Origin of the sequence: Rhodococcus sp. DMF-1, assembly GCF_021441945.1 — a bacterium.
Taxonomy (GTDB): domain Bacteria; phylum Actinomycetota; class Actinomycetes; order Mycobacteriales; family Mycobacteriaceae; genus Rhodococcus; species Rhodococcus ruber.
The window spans coordinates 91,823-107,087 of the sequence record NZ_CP090442.1; the positions used below are offsets into that span (position 1 = coordinate 91,823).

15 protein-coding genes and 1 riboswitch are annotated in these 15,265 nt (G+C 71.9%); of the genes, 7 read left to right on the forward strand and 8 right to left on the reverse strand.

Going from position 1 to position 15,265, the window contains the following annotated elements:
* Positions 1-11 precede the first annotated feature (11 nt).
* On the forward strand, positions 12-1,361 hold the full coding sequence (locus LZP97_RS00485) for an LLM class flavin-dependent oxidoreductase (protein WP_048772366.1): 1,350 nt from the start codon (positions 12-14) through the stop codon (positions 1,359-1,361).
* Positions 1,362-1,464: 103 nt separating this feature from the next.
* The gene (locus tag LZP97_RS00490) at positions 1,465-2,451 is read left to right on the forward strand and encodes an LLM class F420-dependent oxidoreductase (protein ID WP_040274152.1); all 987 of its coding nucleotides are present in this window, start codon (positions 1,465-1,467) and stop codon (positions 2,449-2,451) included.
* A 13-nt stretch (positions 2,452-2,464) separates the two neighbouring features.
* On the opposite strand, the gene LZP97_RS00495 is transcribed toward LZP97_RS00490, so the two are convergent.
* The 3 genes from LZP97_RS00495 to LZP97_RS00505 form a co-directional block, all read right to left on the reverse strand.
* Positions 2,465-3,028 (reverse strand): GNAT family N-acetyltransferase, encoded by a 564-nt coding sequence (locus LZP97_RS00495; RefSeq protein WP_010593962.1) that lies wholly within the window; start codon positions 3,026-3,028, stop codon positions 2,465-2,467.
* A 2-nt stretch (positions 3,029-3,030) separates the two neighbouring features.
* The gene (locus LZP97_RS00500) at positions 3,031-3,699 is read right to left on the reverse strand and encodes a DUF3239 domain-containing protein (RefSeq protein WP_026138092.1); all 669 of its coding nucleotides are present in this window, start codon (positions 3,697-3,699) and stop codon (positions 3,031-3,033) included.
* Between the two features lie 105 nt (positions 3,700-3,804).
* On the reverse strand, positions 3,805-4,233 hold the full coding sequence (locus LZP97_RS00505; protein ID WP_048772363.1) for a hypothetical protein: 429 nt from the start codon (positions 4,231-4,233) through the stop codon (positions 3,805-3,807).
* Positions 4,234-4,886: 653 nt separating this feature from the next.
* Between LZP97_RS00505 and LZP97_RS00510 the strand changes: the two genes are divergently transcribed.
* From LZP97_RS00510 to LZP97_RS00520, 3 genes are all read left to right on the forward strand, one after another.
* Positions 4,887-6,293, forward strand: a complete 1,407-nt coding sequence (locus tag LZP97_RS00510; protein WP_048772359.1) for a CitMHS family transporter — start codon at positions 4,887-4,889, stop codon at positions 6,291-6,293.
* A 68-nt stretch (positions 6,294-6,361) separates the two neighbouring features.
* Complete coding sequence (locus LZP97_RS00515; RefSeq protein WP_010593966.1) at positions 6,362-8,035, forward strand: sensor histidine kinase; 1,674 nt, start codon at positions 6,362-6,364, stop codon at positions 8,033-8,035.
* Positions 8,017-8,685: a response regulator gene (locus tag LZP97_RS00520; RefSeq protein ID WP_010593967.1), complete on the forward strand. Its 669-nt coding sequence runs from the start codon at positions 8,017-8,019 to the stop codon at positions 8,683-8,685. Before LZP97_RS00515 ends, LZP97_RS00520 begins: the two co-directional genes overlap by 19 nt.
* A gap of 7 nt (positions 8,686-8,692) precedes the next feature.
* On the opposite strand, the gene LZP97_RS00525 is transcribed toward LZP97_RS00520, so the two are convergent.
* Positions 8,693-10,351, reverse strand: a complete 1,659-nt coding sequence (locus LZP97_RS00525; RefSeq protein ID WP_010593968.1) for a DNA repair helicase XPB — start codon at positions 10,349-10,351, stop codon at positions 8,693-8,695.
* Positions 10,352-10,427: 76 nt separating this feature from the next.
* A complete protein-coding gene (locus LZP97_RS00530; RefSeq protein WP_048772354.1) occupies positions 10,428-12,710 on the reverse strand; it encodes a helicase-associated domain-containing protein in 2,283 nt (760 codons plus the stop codon).
* Positions 12,711-12,770: 60 nt separating this feature from the next.
* On the opposite strand from LZP97_RS00530, the gene LZP97_RS00535 reads away from it, so the two are divergent.
* Positions 12,771-12,959: a hypothetical protein gene (locus tag LZP97_RS00535; RefSeq protein ID WP_003936421.1), complete on the forward strand. Its 189-nt coding sequence runs from the start codon at positions 12,771-12,773 to the stop codon at positions 12,957-12,959.
* 64 nt (positions 12,960-13,023) lie between these two features.
* Here the strand turns inward: LZP97_RS00535 and LZP97_RS00540 are convergent, their stop codons facing one another.
* The 3 genes from LZP97_RS00540 to LZP97_RS00550 form a co-directional block, all read right to left on the reverse strand.
* Entirely contained in the window at positions 13,024-13,608 is a 585-nt protein-coding gene (locus LZP97_RS00540; RefSeq protein ID WP_010593971.1) for a resuscitation-promoting factor Rpf1 domain-containing protein, read from the reverse strand.
* 9 nt (positions 13,609-13,617) lie between these two features.
* Positions 13,618-13,842: riboswitch (cyclic di-AMP (ydaO/yuaA leader) on the reverse strand.
* Between the two features lie 211 nt (positions 13,843-14,053).
* Entirely contained in the window at positions 14,054-14,446 is a 393-nt protein-coding gene (locus LZP97_RS00545; RefSeq protein ID WP_010593972.1) for a YccF domain-containing protein, read from the reverse strand.
* Positions 14,443-14,685 carry a hypothetical protein gene (locus LZP97_RS00550; protein WP_010593973.1) on the reverse strand — a complete coding sequence of 81 codons (243 nt, stop codon included), beginning with the start codon at positions 14,683-14,685 and terminating at the stop codon, positions 14,443-14,445. Before LZP97_RS00550 ends, LZP97_RS00545 begins: the two co-directional genes overlap by 4 nt.
* Positions 14,686-14,852: 167 nt before the next feature.
* On the opposite strand from LZP97_RS00550, the gene LZP97_RS00555 reads away from it, so the two are divergent.
* Positions 14,853-15,263, forward strand: a complete 411-nt coding sequence (locus LZP97_RS00555; RefSeq protein ID WP_010593974.1) for a cold-shock protein — start codon at positions 14,853-14,855, stop codon at positions 15,261-15,263.
* Positions 15,264-15,265 lie beyond the last annotated feature (2 nt).

The following is a 15,265-nucleotide window of genomic DNA, read 5'->3' on the forward strand; positions in this document are numbered from 1 at the left end:
GAGAGGTTGTCATGTCGCAGTCCCCGAAGCAGTTCCACCTCAACGCCTTCCTGATGGGAGTCGGTCATCACGAGGCCGCCTGGCGGCACCCGCGCACCGACGCGCGCCGCGTCCTCGACGTCGCACACTTCCAGGAGCTCGCGCAGATCGCCGAACGCGGCACGCTCGATTCGGTGTTCTTCGCCGACGGTCTCGCAGTGGGGCCGCGCGTCGAGCACAACGCTCAGGCGATCTTCGAACCGATCACCCTGCTCTCGGCGATGGCCGTCGTCACCGAGCGCATCGGCCTCATCGCCACCGCGTCCACCGGCTACAGCGAACCGTTCAACCTCGCCCGTAAGTTCGCCTCCCTCGACCACATCAGCCACGGCCGCGCCGGCTGGAACATCGTCACCTCCGGAGGGGCCGACGAAGCCCGCAACTTCGGATACGACGAGACCCCCGACCACGCCGGTCGCTACGACCGCGCCGCCGAGTTCGTCGATGTGGCGACCGGTCTGTGGGACAGCTGGGAGGACGACGCCGTCGAACTCGACGTCGAGAGCGGTCGTTTCGCGGACCCGGACAAGGTCCACACCGTCGACCACGACGGCCCGCGGTTCTCGGTACGCGGACCGCTCAACACCCCGCGCTCCCCGCAGGGCCGTCCCGTCCTGGTGCAGGCCGGATCGTCGGAGAGCGGGAAGGACTTCGCCGCCCGGTACGCCGAGGCCGTGTTCACCGCGCAGCGCACCCTGGCCGAGGGACAGGCGTTCTACCGCGATCTGAAGGCGCGGGTGGCCGCGGCGGGGCGGGATCCGCACTCCCTGAAGGTGCTCCCCGGGATCGTGCCGTTCATCGGCGACACCGAGGTCGCGGCGAAGGCGCTCGAGCAGGAGTTCACCGACCTGATCTCGCCGGCCTACTCGCTGCGTCAGCTCTCCGGGATGGTGGGGGTGGACCTCACCGACCATGCTCTCGACGCGCCGCTGCCCCCGCTGCCGCCCCTCGACCGGATCCAGGGCAACAAGAGCCGCTACGAGCTGGTGAAGAACCTCGCCGAGAACGAGCACCTGACCGTGCGCCAGCTCATCGGCAAGCTCGGCGGCGGACGGGGGCACCGCACGTTCGCGGGCACCGCCGAGCAGATCGCCGACGACCTGCAGCTGTGGTTCGAGGGCGGAGCCGCGGACGGCTTCAACGTCATGCCGTCCTACCTGCCCGGTGGTCTCGAGGACTTCGTCGAGCAGGTCGTGCCGATTCTCCGGGATCGGGGACTGTTCCGCACCGAATACACCTCGACGACGTTGCGCGGCCACTACGGGCTCGACCGCCCGGCCGGCCGGTTCGACGCTGTGCCGGCTCGGGCGGCGACGGCCTGAGTGCACGGGCCCAGTCGCGCGGAGGGAACCCCGCGCGACCGGGGCCGGTCCGCGATACTGGGGATCGGCATGCAGGCCCCGATCTCGAAGACAGGAATCCCACATGCGATTCGGAATGTTCGTCCCCCAGGGCTGGCGGCTCGACCTCGTCGGCATCGAACCCGCCGAGCAGTGGCGGGTGATGCGTGACCTGGCTCAGCGCGCCGACAGCGGACCGTGGGAGTCGATCTGGGTGTACGACCACTTCCACACCGTGCCGGTGCCCACCGAGGAGGCCACCCACGAGGCGTGGTCGCTGGTGTCGGCGTTCGCCGCGGTCACCGAGAGGGTGCGGATCGGGCAGATGTGCACCGCCATGGGCTACCGCAACCCCGCCTACCTGGCGAAGGTCGCCGCGACCGCGGACATCGTTTCGGGCGGCCGCATCGAGATGGGCATCGGCGGCGGATGGTACGAGCACGAGTGGCGCGCCTACGGATACGGCTTCCCGTCCCCGCCGGAGCGGTTGCGCCGCCTCGACGAGGGTGTGCAGATCTTCCGTCAGGCCTGGACCACCGGCACGGCCACCCTGCACGGCCGGCACTACCAGGTGGACGGTGCCGTCGTGCGGCCGCTGCCGCTGCAGGAGGGCGGCATCCCGTTGTGGATCGCCGGTGGCGGGGAGAAGGTGACGCTGAAGATCGCCGCGAAGTACGCGCAGTACACCAACTTCGACGGCACCCCGGAGGGTTTCGCCCACAAGTCGGAGATCCTGCGGGGGCACTGCGCCGAGGTGGGCACCGATTTCGACGCCATCGTGCGCTCGGCGAACTACAACGTCGCCATCGGCCGCACCGAGGCCGAGGTGCAGGAGCGTCTCGGCACGCTGCGGGCCCGGCTCGAACCGTACGTCGGGCCCGAGAAGGCCGACGGTGCGCTCGACGCCTTCCGGGGTCTGCCCGCCGTGGGAACACCCGAGCAGATCGTCGAGAACTTCAGGGCGCTGAAGAAGCAGGGCATGACGTACGCGATCCTCTACTTCCCCGAGGCCGCCTACGACACCTCGGGCATCGAACTGTTCGAGAAGGAGGTCCTGCCCGAACTGCTCTGACCGGCCCCGTCGATCACATCGGCCATCCGTCGGCCGGTACGCGTGGGTCGTCGGGCAACAGGCCCGCGACCCACGCGTCGTGCCGGGACCCGCGCTGCAGTATCCCGCGCCGCTGCACGCCTTCGAAGCGGAAGCCGACCCGGCGGGCCACCGCCGCCGACGCGCGGTGCCCGGCCAGCGCCCGCCACTCGATGCGGTCCAGTTTCAATCCGTCCGAGCGGAAAGCATAGTCGCACAGCAGGTTCACCGACTCCGTCGCGAGTCCGCGGGCGCGGGCAGCCGGGGCAATCCAGTACCCGATCTCCGCCGCCGACGCGTCCCGCTCGATCAACCCGACGGTCCCCAACAGCGGACCGTCGGCGGACGTCCGCACCGCCCATACCGGGCTGTGCGCCGCCCAGCCCGCGGGCACCACGTCGCCGACGAACCGTTGCGCGTCCGCCCGCGTGTAGGGGTCCGGGACCGTCGTCCACCGCACGATCGACCGGTCCCGGCAGGCGGCCGTGATCGCGTCGACGTCGCCCGCCCGGGGCACCGTGAGAACGACGGTGCTTCCGGTGAGGACGACGGGGCGCATGGTCAGCGCAGGTCGGCGGGCAGGTCCTTCGGGTCCAGCACGAGCCGGCGCTCCTCGCTGGCCGCGACCTCGTCCGAGCGGGAAAGCTTGCCTTCGAGCACCTTCCACTCGGTCTCGTCGATCGCGGCGGCGGCCTCGCGCAGCACCGAAGCGTCCCGGGTGCCCCATGCGATCGGCATCGGGCTGACCATCTGCCACACGCCGCTCGTGTTGCGGGTGGTGCGGTCCGACAGCACCGCGACGGACGGCACGCGCTCGCCGACCCGCACCCGGTGCCCCGGTACGGCCGTGACGTCCCGGGCGACCAGGGCGTAGCGGTGACCGTCGGTCTGCGGCTTGGCGATGTCGACGAGCGCGAGCAGCGTCATCCCGCGCGGCCGGATTTCGGAGACCACGGCCGGAACCAGCGGGCTGTCCCGGTACAGATCCTGGATCGTGCCCACCTTGCGCGGAGCCCACACCGCGACCCACGCGGAAGTGAGCGCGGCGACGACGACCACGGCCGCGACGACGAAGGACCACGCCCGGCCGACCGCGATCAGCCATACGGCGGCTACGGTGAACAGCACCGCCAGCACGATCGCCGACACCCGTAGTCGTCGCACCTCGGCGACGGTCTGATTGACGGCCTTGGCGTGGGGCAGGTCCACGGGAAAGTCGAAACGACGCACGACGTCAGCTTATGCGACCGGCCCGCCGTGGTGGAGTCCTGCCGGGGCTGGCCGTGGCCTGGTGTCGAGGGGCGTGGTGTCGAGGGGCGTGGTGCCGAGGGGCGCTCACCGGGTGGCGGCCCGTACCGCCGCGACCAGCCACGCGACGAGCAGGGCCAGCAGCGCGACCACGAGCAGGACCGGAGCCAGCAGCGCGACCAGGACGGCGAGGAGGGCCAACAGGATCTTCGTCCTGGTGCTCAGGCCGGAGATCAGGCCCTTGACGGCGGCCCACACGGGGTTCTTGCCGGTCAGGGCGGCCCCGGCGCCTTTGAGGACGGCTCTTGTGCTCGCACTGCCCTCGGTGACGGTATCGATGAGCTGGTCCGTCGAGGCGGGGGCATCGCGCAGCACCGCGTCCCGGCGCTTCCGCACCGCCCGGGCGAGCCGGCGAACGTGGGTCTTCAGCCACTCGACGGCGGCCGCGAAGGGCCGGCGCTTGCGACGCGGAGCGCGGTCGTCGAGCCCCGGTCCGGGACGTTCCGATGTCGCCACCGGTGGGCGCTCGGACGACCGGGGCCGGGAGCCGGTGGACGTGCGCGGCCTCTCACGGGTCCGCGACCGAGCCTGCTCGTCGGCGGTCTGCGTCCGCGGACGGGTCCGGCGCGTAGCGGTGTCCTGCGTCCGGGCGCGCCGTGGGGCGTCCGGCGCCGTACGGGTTTCGGCGGCGGCGCGTCCGGCTCGCCGATCCGGGTCCGTCCGCCGTGGCGCAGCCGTGGCCGACCGCGCGGTGGCCGACCGCGCGGTGGTGGATTTCGCGGTGCCGGATCGCGCGGTCGTCGACTTCGCGGTGTCCGACCGCGTCGTGGCCGACGTCGTCGTGGCCGCGGTCGTCGACTTCGGGGCGGCTGCCCGTCTGCGAGATGTGCGTTCCCTGCCCCCGGCCGTTCGGCCGGCGCCGCGTGCGGTCCGACCCTCTGCTGTGCCCCGTGCACCCATACCTACGGCTACCCCCGGCGGTGCCGGGGAAACCTGTCGTGAGGCTCCGGCCTCAACTCGAGCAGAATGCGCACAACGGGGCTATCGCACGCAACGGTGACCACTCGGAGTGGGCGGCCTCACACTTCGGTGTAGCAGGGATCACACCGGGCGGCGGCCCGGTTTCTCGAACCCCCTCCGCACCGTCCCCAGACGAAAGCGAGCAGATCGTGCTTGTCTTCCTCGGCTTCCTCATGGTCGCCGTCTTCATGTACTTGATCCTCTCCAAGAGGGCCACGCCCGTCGTCGGTCTCATCCTCGTCCCGGTCGCCTTCGGGCTGTTCGCCGGCGCCGGTCTCGATCTCGGCGACATGATCGTCGACGGCGTCACCGACCTGGCCCCGACCGCGGCGCTGCTGTTCTTCGCGATCATCTTCTTCGGGATCATGATCGACGTCGGACTGTTCGACCCGCTGGTGCGGTTGATCCTGCGGCTCGTGCGCGACGACCCGGCGCGGCTCGTCGTCGGCACCGCGGTGCTCGCGATGATCGTCTCCCTGGACGGCGACGGCTCGACCACGTTCATCATCACCACGTCGGCGATGCTGCCGCTGTACCTGAAGCTGCGGGTGAGCCCCGTGATCCTGACGGTCGTCGCGGGCCTGGCGAACGCGACGATGAACATCATCCCGTGGGGCGGGCCGACGGTCCGTGCCGCCAGCGCCCTGGGCCTGTCCCCGTCGGACGTGTTCGTGCCGATGATCCCCTCGCTGCTCGTGGGCCTGGTCGTCGTGCTCGGCTTCGCGCTGCACCTCGGTGTCATGGAGCGCCGGCGACTCGGCAAGCTGGTGTGGACCGTGGAACCGGTCCTCGCGGGTGTCGGCCGCGGCGGATCGACCGGCTCCGGCGGATCGGGCGGATCCCGAGCGACCGGGACCGGCCCGGGGGCCGACGCCGGCGACAGCGACGACCAGACCGGCGGATTCGCCGCCGCCCTCGATCCGAACCGCGCAACCCTGCGACCGAAGCTGCTGCCGTTCAACGCCCTGCTCACCGTCGCGCTGCTCGTCGTCCTCGGCCTCGACGTCCTGCCCATCCCCGTGCTGTTCATGATCGCCGCCGGTCTGGCGCTGGCGGTGAACTTCCCGCGCGTGGCCGACCAGTCCGAGGCGATCGTCCGGCACTCGTCGAGCATCGTGTCGGTGGTCGCCATGGTGTTCGCCGCGGCCGTCCTGACCGGGGTGTTCCAGGGCACCGGCATGGTGGAGTCGATGGCGCTGTGGCTGACCGGGGTGATCCCGGACGCGCTCGGCCCGTTCCTCGCGGTGATCACGGGGGTGCTCAGCATTCCGTTCACGTTCTTCATGACCAACGACGCCTTCTACTTCGGGGTGCTACCGGTGCTCGCCGAGACCGCCGCCCAGTACGGGATCGAACCGGTCGAGATGGCCCGCGCGTCGATCACCGGCCAGCCCGTACACATGCAGAGCCCCCTCGTACCCGCGATCCTGCTGCTCGTCACCCTCGCCGGCGTGCAGCTCGCCGACCACCACCGCAAGGTGCTGTGGCGTGCGACGATCGTCTCGCTCACGATGCTGGTCGTGGGCGTCGCACTGGGTCAGATCCCGCTCGGCTGAGCCCGGCGGCGACGTACCGTCGCGGGAAACGGATCGATCGTGTCGGACCCGGAACCACCGGAGGCGTCGTGAGGCTGCGGACCCAGGTGCTGCTGTTGCAGTCCGCCGTGGTCGCGGCGGCCCTCGGGCTGGGGTTCGCGGCGTTCGTCACCACCACCGAGCACCGCGTCACCGATGAGCACGGACAACGAGCCCTCGCCGTCGCCCGGACCGTGGCAGTCGATGCCACGGTCCGGGCCGAGGTGGCCCGGCTCGCCGCCGCCGACGACGGGGTCGTCGCCCCCGGCAACCCGGAACTCGCCTCCGGCACCGTCCAGCAGGCCGCCGAGGCGGTCCGCGACGCCACGGGTGCGCTGTTCGTGGTGGTCACGGACGAGCAGGGGCTGCGCCTGGCCCACCCCGACCCCGACCTGCTCGGACTACGCGTCAGTACCGACCCGGACGAGGCCCTGGCCGGCCGCGAGGTGGTGCGCAGCGAGCGCGGCACCCTGGGCGACTCCGTCCGGGCCAAGGTGCCGGTCGTCGCGCCCGGCTCGGACCGGGTCGTCGGCGAGGTCAGTGTCGGCATCGCCACGGACCGCATCCGGTCGGAACTACGCGAGGACGTCGCGCAGGCGTCTCTCGTCGCAGCCGGCGCCCTGGCCTGCGGTGCCGCGGGCTCGGCGCTGCTGGCCCGGCGGTGGAAGCGGCTGACCCTCGGCCTCGAACCCGAGCAGCTGGCCGAGCTGGTCCGCGAGCAGGAGGTGGTGCTCCACGGCATCGGGGAAGGGGTGATCGGTGCCGACACGGAGGGCACGGTCACCGTCGTCAACGCCGAGGCCCGCCGGCTGCTCGACCTGCGGGGCGGGGTGGGGGACCGGCTCGAGGGCATCGGCCTGACCCCGCGCCTGCTCGACGTCGCACGCAGCCCCCGCGACGAGCCGGTGGCTGCGGCCGTGGGGGACCGGATCGTCCTCGCCGTGGCGCGTCGCGTCCGGCGCGACGGGCGCGACCTGGGCACCGTGATGTCGGTGCGCGACCGGACCGACGTCGAGAAGCTCACCCGCGAGCTGGACGCCGTGCAGTCGCTGACCACCGCGCTGCGGGCCCAGCGCCACGAGACGGCCAATCGTCTGCATCTGCTCTACGGCCTGCTGCAGCAGGGGCGCAGCGCGCAGGCCACCGAGTACCTCGAGCAGCTCCTCGGAGCCGGACCGGCGGGCCGGCCACTCGACGGGCTCGACGCCGTCGCCGATCCGTACCTGCACGCCTTTCTCACCGCCAAGGCTGCCCACGCGCGGGAGAGCGGGGTGACGCTGGTTCTCGGCGAGAACACCTGGGTGCGAGGCACCGTCCGATGCCCCGTGGACGTCACGACCGTGCTGGGCAATCTGCTCGACAACGCGATCGAGGCGGCTCGCGAGCGCGGGCACGACCCCGCCGAGGTGGAGGTAGAACTCGTCGAGGCCGGGCGCGACCTGCATGTGGCCGTCGCGGACACCGGCGCCGGGGTCGCCGCCGGGCGGGCCGAGGAGATCTTCGGGGAGGGCGTCACCACCCACGCCGACGGCGCCGTCCCGGGTGGTCGCGGCATGGGCCTGGCCCTGGCGCGGCAGGTGGCCCGGCAGCACGGGGGCGATGTGACCGTCGCCGATCCCGGCGGGCGGCGCACCCCGGACAATCCCACGGGCGGCGCGGTGTTCGTCGCCACCCTGATCGACGTACTCGACGAAGGAGACACCGGATGGGCGGATCCGATCTGACGGTGCTCGTCGTCGACGACGACTTCCGGGTCGCGGAGCTGCACGCGAGCGTGGTGGCCGCGGTCGCCGGGTTCCGGGTGGCGGCGGTCGCCGGCACCCTCGCGGCCGCCCGGGCCGCGGTCCGCGAGACCGCGATCGATCTCGCGCTCGTGGACGTGTACCTGCCCGACGGCTCCGGCATCGATCTGATCCGCGAACTCGACTGCGACGCATTCGTACTCGGCGCGGCGGCCGAGGGCACGACGGTGCGGGCCGCGCTGGCCGCCGGCGCCTCGGGGTATCTGGTCAAGCCGTTTCCCAATACCGAACTCGCGCGGCGGTTGTCGGCGTACGCGCAGTACCGGCGTCTGGTCGCCGGAGCCGAACTCAGCCAGGCCGAGATCGACTCGGCGCTGGCCGCGCTGCGGCCCGCCCCGTCGGGCGCCGCAGACCGGGCTCCCCGTTCGGTGACCAAAGAGCTTGTTCTGCAGGCTCTCTCGTCGTCGGCGACGCCCATGTCGGCAGGGGAGGTGGCGGTGACGATCGGGGTGTCCCGCGCGACGGCTCAGCGTTATCTCGCCGCGCTCGTCACCAAGGGGCAGCTGCGGATGCAGCTGCGGTACGGCAGCACGGGACGACCGGAACAGGAGTATCGCCTCCCGGCCGGCTGAACCGCGATCAGCCGATGGCGGGCCCGAGCAGATCGTCGGCGTCGGTGATCCGGTACGCGTAGCCCTGTTCGGCGAGGAACCGCTGCCGGTGCGCGGCGTACTCGGCGTCGAGGGTGTCGCGCGCGACGACCGAGTAGAAGTGCGCCTGCCCGCCGTCGTGCTTGGGACGCAGCAACCGGCCGAGACGCTGCGCCTCCTCCTGACGCGAGCCGAACGTGCCGGACACCTGCACCGCCACCGAGGCCTCGGGCAGGTCGATCGAGAAGTTCGCGACCTTGGACACGACGAGCACCTTCAGCTCGCCGGCGCGGAAGCGGTCGAACAGCTCCTCGCGCTCCTTGTTCCGGGTCGAGCCCTTGATCACCGGGGCGCCGAGCGCCGCGCCGAGTTCGTCGAGCTGATCGAGGTACGCGCCGATGATCAGGGTGGGGGAGTCGCGGTGCCGGGCCAGGATCGACTTCACCACCGCGATCTTCGTGTGCGCGGTCGAGCACAGCTTGTACCGTTCCTCGGGCTCGGCGACCGCGTACGCCATCCGTTCCGCGTCGGTCAGGGTCACCCGCACCTCCACGCACTCCGCGGGCGCGATCCAGCCCTGCGCCTCGATGTCCTTCCACGGCGCGTCGTAGCGCTTGGGACCGATGAGCGAGAACACGTCGCCCTCGCGGCCGTCCTCGCGCACGAGCGTCGCGGTGAGGCCGAGCCGGCGCCGGGACTGCAGATCGGCCGTCATCCGGAACACCGGTGCGGGCAGCAGGTGCACCTCGTCGTAGATCATCAGCCCCCAGTCGCGGGAGTCGAACAGTTCGAGGTTGCGGTACTCGCCCTTCGACTTGCGGGTGATCACCTGGTAGGTGGCGATGGTGACCGGGCGGATCTCCTTCTTCTCCCCGGAGTACTCGCCGATCTCGTCCTCGGTGAGCGACGTGCGTGCGATCAGTTCGCGCTTCCACTGCCGCCCCGCGACGGTGTTGGTCACCAGGATCAGGGTGGTGGCACCGGCCTTGGCCATCGCGGCCGCACCCACCATCGTCTTGCCCGCCCCGCAGGGCAGCACGACCACGCCGGAGCCGCCGGCCCAGAACGAGTCCGCGGCCATCTCCTGGTAGTCCCGTAGATGCCAGGGGTGGGACTCGAAGTCGAGGCTGATCGCGTGCGCCTCCCCGTCGACGTAGCCGGCGAGGTCCTCGGCCGGCCAGCCCACCTTGAGCAGCATCTGCTTGAGCCGGCCACGCTCGCTCGGATGCACGATCACGGTGTCGTCGTCGAGCCGCGCGCCGAGCATCGGGGCGATCTTCTTGTTGCGCATCACCTCCTCGAGCACCGCCCGGTCGAGACTGACCAGGGTCAGGCCGTGCGCGGGATTCTTCACCAGCTGCAGCCGTCCGTAGCGGGCCATGGTGTCGACGATGTCGACGAGCAGCGGCTGCGGGACGGCGAACCGGGAGTGGCTGACGAGGGCGTCGACGACCTGCTCGGCGTCGTGCCCCGCGGCCCGGGCGTTCCACAACGCCAGCGGGGTGACGCGGTAGGTGTGCACATGCTCGGGGGCGCGTTCGAGTTCGGCGAACGGGGCGATCGCCTGCCGGGCCTCGTTCGCGAGCGCGTGGTCGACCTCGAGGAGCAGGGTCTTGTCGGACTGGACGATCAACGGTCCGTCGGGCACGGACGCCTCCTAGCACGGGAACAGAGAACAACCTCTCTATTCTCCAGGCGGGACGGCCGGGCCGCCACCGCCGCCGTCAGTCGACGAGGGCGACCGTGGTGATGCGGTGCAGCACGAAACTGCGGACCGTGCCCGCGGCCGGGTCGAAGGCCTCGAGCTGTCCGCCGCCGACGGCGACGGGATCGACGATGCGATGGGTGGCGACACCCTGCGCATCGACGTAGCCGATCCGGACGCTGCGCTTGTCGTGCGCGGCGAGCTGCAGCAGCGCCATCGTCGCGGCACCACCGGTGCGGGAGCCGTCCCCGCGGACCGTGGCCCCGCGCGGGGCGGCCGCGGCCCGGTCCCCGGCGCGCAGCGTGCGGATCAGGGTGTCGAGTTGCTCCCCGGTGGGCGGCATCGGGCCGGCGTAGCGGGGCCGTGCCCGCGGCACCGACACCCGGGCGCCTCGCGGCCGCAGGTCCAGCACCGCGCCGGTGGCGTCCTCGCCGGCCGGCGCGAATCCGGCACCGCGCAGCTCGGCGAGCACCTCCGCCAGCGGCGCCTGCGAGATCGCGACCGTGGGCGCGACGGCCCGCAGGGCGAGGCGGGCGGCGACGGGGTGCCCGAGCACCTCGGCCAGCAGCGCGGGGTCGTCGGAGCGGACGAACGAGGCGGCGACCCCGGCGCGGAGCCGGCCGTGACGGCGGGCGACGTCGTCGATCAGGTAGGTCAGCGCCTGGGGGACGGGCGTTCGCGAATGCGTGGCGAACAGGGCGTGCAGGTCGGCGGCGCCGGTGCCGGCGTCCAGGGCGCGGCGCACGCCCGCCTCGGTCACCCGGTACACGGTCGCGGCGCCCGCCGACTCGACGTCGGCGACGAGAGCGATGCGGTCCGCGAGTTCCGGTACCAGGGGGCCGGGCGCGACCACCGTCAGGTCGGCCTGGACGAGCACGTAGTCGACCGGCTCGGGCAGGACCGCGGCCATCTCGGCGTCGGCGTCGCCGCCGTGCAGCAGCGCCTTGCCGGGAGAGGCGAGAGCACCGTGCGCGACGACGGCCAGAGCCGTCGCTTCGCGCAGCGTCTCGGCCACCGTGTCACCGCCGAGCCGGGCCGCCCACCGCGGCCGCCGCCAGGCCAGCACGGCTCGAGCCGCATCCGCGTCGGGCGCCGACCCGGGTACCTCGGCGAGCAGCTCGAGCAGCAGGCGCCGCTCACGGGGTGCGGCGGTGGACCGGGCCTCGTCGGAGAGTGCGGCGATCGGCTTGTCGGTGGCGTCGCGACGCCCGACGAGCCACATGCGGCGCGGCGCGTCGAGCCACGCGCCGGCGAGCACGGCCCAGCGCTGCGCGGGAGGCGCGTTCGACCAGCCGTCGGCGGCGGTGGTCGGCGCCCAGTAGTCGTCGATGTCCGTGGTCGGCGCCGGCTGCGGCATGCCCCGTGCGATCAGTCCGGCGGCGGCGAGCACCTCGACGAGCAGCGCGGCGAGCTGCTCGTCCACGTCGACGGTCTTGGCGAGGCGACGCAGCTCCCGTACCCCGAGACCCCCGGACTTGAGCGCGGGAGCGGGGAGGGCGCCGAGCGCGTCGATCAGGTTCTCGCAGTGCCGCAGCAGCTCGAGGGCGGCACCCGCCGCGGTGGCGTTGACGTCGGCGACGACGTGCGTCGCGGGCAGCGGCCGGGGCGGGGTCAGGGCGGCGGGGTCGAACGGCGCCTCGTCGCGCAGTGCCTGACCGACGCGGTGCGGCAGTTCGACGGTCTCGTCGTCGAGCCGGATCAGCAGGCCGGCCGCGATCAGGCGCTGCACGGGCCGGTCGGCGGGTGTGTCCGGTGCGGCGTCGCGGGTCCGGCCGACGGGGGAGGTGCGCGCCAGCGTGTCGAGCAGGCTGCGCCGGGCCGGGTCGAGGTCGGCGAGGACGGCGCCGAGGTCCTGTGGGTCGGGATCGGGGTCGGGGCCGCGCCCGAGGCGCCAGGGCACGGTCGCGGCGGCGGCCTCGACGACCCGCAGCCCCTCGGCCGGGCCCCATACGAGGGAGAGCCGGCGCAGGGCCTCGAGCGACCGGTCGACGTTCTTGGCCGTGACCCGACCGGAGAGGGAGTCGAGCAGAGCGCGGCGCGTGACGGGCACCCGGTCGGCACCCAGCCGGGTCAGGGCCTCGACCACCCCGAAGTCGAGGACGGAGAGCTCGTCGGCGGCGCGGAACACCGACGCGCGCTGTTGTGCGCGGCCGGCCAGGACGGTCATCGTGGCGGGTGGCGGGACCACCAGGTCGGGGCGGGCGCGCAGGAGCTCGCCGAGGTCGGCGTCGCGGCGGTCGGCGAGCCAGCGGGCGAGTGACTCCGGGCCGGTCTCCGGCGCGGCGGGGTCGGTGGCGGTCATCGACACCAAGATTAGAGACCTGAAGTGGCTGTCCGTGAACGTGCCTGCCAAAATGAGCGCATGGCTGACAATTCGAAGAAGCAGTACGTCGATCCGGGGTGGCCCAAGGTGGCGGACGGGGACCACGCCGTCACCGAGTTGTCCTCGACTCGTTCCGGCCCGCTGTCCCCGTACGGCGAGGAGATGGAGTTCCCGCTGCCCGTCGACGCCCTGCCGTACACCCACCCCCGCACCGTCATCAACCGCTGACCCGGATTGCAGAAGAGCCCCGCACCTGCAGGTGCGGGGCTCTTTCGTGTGGCTGTGCCGGGTGTCAGTTCGGCAGTGCGGCGTTGACCGCGTCGACGAGGTTCTGGTCGACGGCGATGCCGGCCTGGCGCAGGGCCTCGAGGCCCTGTTCGAAGCCGGCCCGCAGGCCCTGGGCCTCGGCGGGCAGGGCAGGAAGCTCGGGCGCCTCGGGGGCGGCCTCGACGACCGGGGTGTTCTGGACGGTGCCGGCGCTCGTGGACGGCGCGCTGCGCTGCGTCGGCGCGCTGCTCAGGCCGAGGCTCGAGGAGCAGGACGGCCATGCGCCCCAGCCCTGGCCGGCCAGCACGCGCTCGGCGACGACGATCTGCTCTTCACGGCTGGCCTGGTTGGCGGTCGCGGCATACTCGCCGCCGCCGTAGGCGTTCCACGTGCTGGGGGAGAACTGCAGGCCACCCTGGTAGCCGTTGCCGGTGTTGATGCCCCAGTTGCCGCCGGACTCGCACTGCGCGAGGCGATCCCAGTCGGAGTCGGGAGCGGCGTTGGCGGTGCCGCTGAAGGCGACGCCCGTGACGCCGAGAACAGCGCTGGTCAGCGCGAACTTGGCGACGGTGCGGCCGGTGTTGGTGGGTTTGCGATGGCGTCCGCTCATGTCGGTTCCGATTCCTCTCCGTACGCGCCTACGAGGTCAGCTGTCGGGTTCGGGCTGAAGAGGTAGCCCGGCCTCCTCGCCGGTGGGCGATTCGGCTTCACCCCAAGGACCGTCGCCGGGGCGGCGATCCGGGTGCCTCCTGGGAATCGGTGTTCCCTGGGAGACCGTTGGGTCCCCCGCTTCCTGCTCCCGTGGATCGTTCGTCGGGACACCCGGAATCCGCGGAGCAGGATTTGGCGCGACGGACCCGGGGTGGCCGAACCAACCGGCCGGACATGACGGTAACGGCTCGAGACGGTGATTGTCACCAATTGATAACGCCGAGCGTCGCGCCGGCGGTGCAGAGGTGCCCGGTGTGACGCGATGAAGTCGCAGGTAGGGCCGAAAGTCCATCGCCGGTCCCGGTCCGCGACCCCCTCGTTATGCCCGCGTTATGTGAGGAACGTCACATGTAACTGGGCCGGTTGTCCACCGGGACGATGTCCTTCCCGAGCGGCAGCAGCGAGATCGGCACCATCTTCAGGTTCGCGACCGCCAACGGGATGCCGATGATCGTGATCGCCATCGCGATCGCCGTCACGACATGCCCCAGGGCGAGCCAGATGCCGGCGACGATCACCCAGATCACGTTGCCGATCAGCGAACCCGCCCCCGCCGTGGGCTTGTCCACCACCGTCTTGCCGAACGGCCACAGCGCGTACACACCGATGCGGAACGCCGCGATCCCGAACGGGATGGTGATGATCAGCACGAAGCAGATCAGGCCCGCCACGAAGTACCCCAGCGCCAGCCACAGGCCGCCGAAGACCAGCCAGATGATGTTGAGCAGAATCCTCACGTGCGGTCCCTTCCGCGGGCGCGCCGGCCGGAGCGCAGCGCGAAGGTCAAGGCCAGCACGAAACCGAGCGGCCAGGCGAGAGTCAGCAGATACAGGACCAGGCCCGGCCGGCCGTCGGTGACGACGGGGGTCAGGAAGATCGCCACGACGGCGACGACCCCGACCGCGAAGCAGGCCAGTGCGGCCTTGAGCAGGCCGTTGCCCGGTACGGAAGAACTGGAGGTACCCACGCGTTCCACCGTAGTGCTTCCGCGGCCCGGCACGCCGTCGCCGGACTTTCGGAAGCGGACTGCGCCCCGGGTACACTGACGCAAGTCTGCGCGTCCCGCACTCGAAGCGGGGCGCGTTGTTTTGCATATCCACTCGTGCCCCGCGGGGCACGGCTGTCGAGGAGCGGGTGAACGCAGTGCCTACCGGCAAGGTGAAGTGGTACGACGTGGAGAAGGGCTTCGGCTTCCTGTCCCAGGAGGAGGGCGAGGACGTCTACGTACGCGCGTCCGCGCTCCCGGCCGGGGTCGAGGGCCTCAAGCCGGGTCAGCGGGTCGAGTTCGGCATGGCCGCGGGGCGTCGTGGGCCGCAGGCCCTCAGTCTGAAACTGCTCGATCCGTTGCCCTCGGTCCGCCAGGGTGGCCGGCGCGAGGCGGCTCCCCAGAAGCGGCACACCCCCGACGAACTGCACGGCATGGTCGAGGACATGATCAAGCTGCTCGAGGCCACCGTGCAGCCCGAGCTGCGCAAGGGCCGTCATCCCGAGCGCAAGACCGCCCAGCGGATCTCCGAGGTCATGCGCGCCGTCGCGCGCGAGCTCGACTCCTGACA

Excerpts from the sequence above, each read along its gene's own strand:
- LZP97_RS00485 (WP_048772366.1), top strand. The coding sequence starts at position 12 with ATGTCGCAGTCCCCGAAGCAGTTCCACCTCAACGCCTTCCTGATGGGA.
- LZP97_RS00490 (WP_040274152.1), top strand. The coding sequence starts at position 1,465 with ATGCGATTCGGAATGTTCGTCCCCCAGGGCTGGCGGCTCGACCTCGTC.
- LZP97_RS00495 (WP_010593962.1), bottom strand. The coding sequence starts at position 3,028 with ATGCGCCCCGTCGTCCTCACCGGAAGCACCGTCGTTCTCACGGTGCCC.
- LZP97_RS00520 (WP_010593967.1), top strand. The coding sequence starts at position 8,017 with ATGGGCGGATCCGATCTGACGGTGCTCGTCGTCGACGACGACTTCCGG.
- LZP97_RS00530 (WP_048772354.1), bottom strand. The coding sequence starts at position 12,710 with ATGACCGCCACCGACCCCGCCGCGCCGGAGACCGGCCCGGAGTCACTC.
- LZP97_RS00535 (WP_003936421.1), top strand. The coding sequence starts at position 12,771 with ATGGCTGACAATTCGAAGAAGCAGTACGTCGATCCGGGGTGGCCCAAG.
- LZP97_RS00540 (WP_010593971.1), bottom strand. The coding sequence starts at position 13,608 with ATGAGCGGACGCCATCGCAAACCCACCAACACCGGCCGCACCGTCGCC.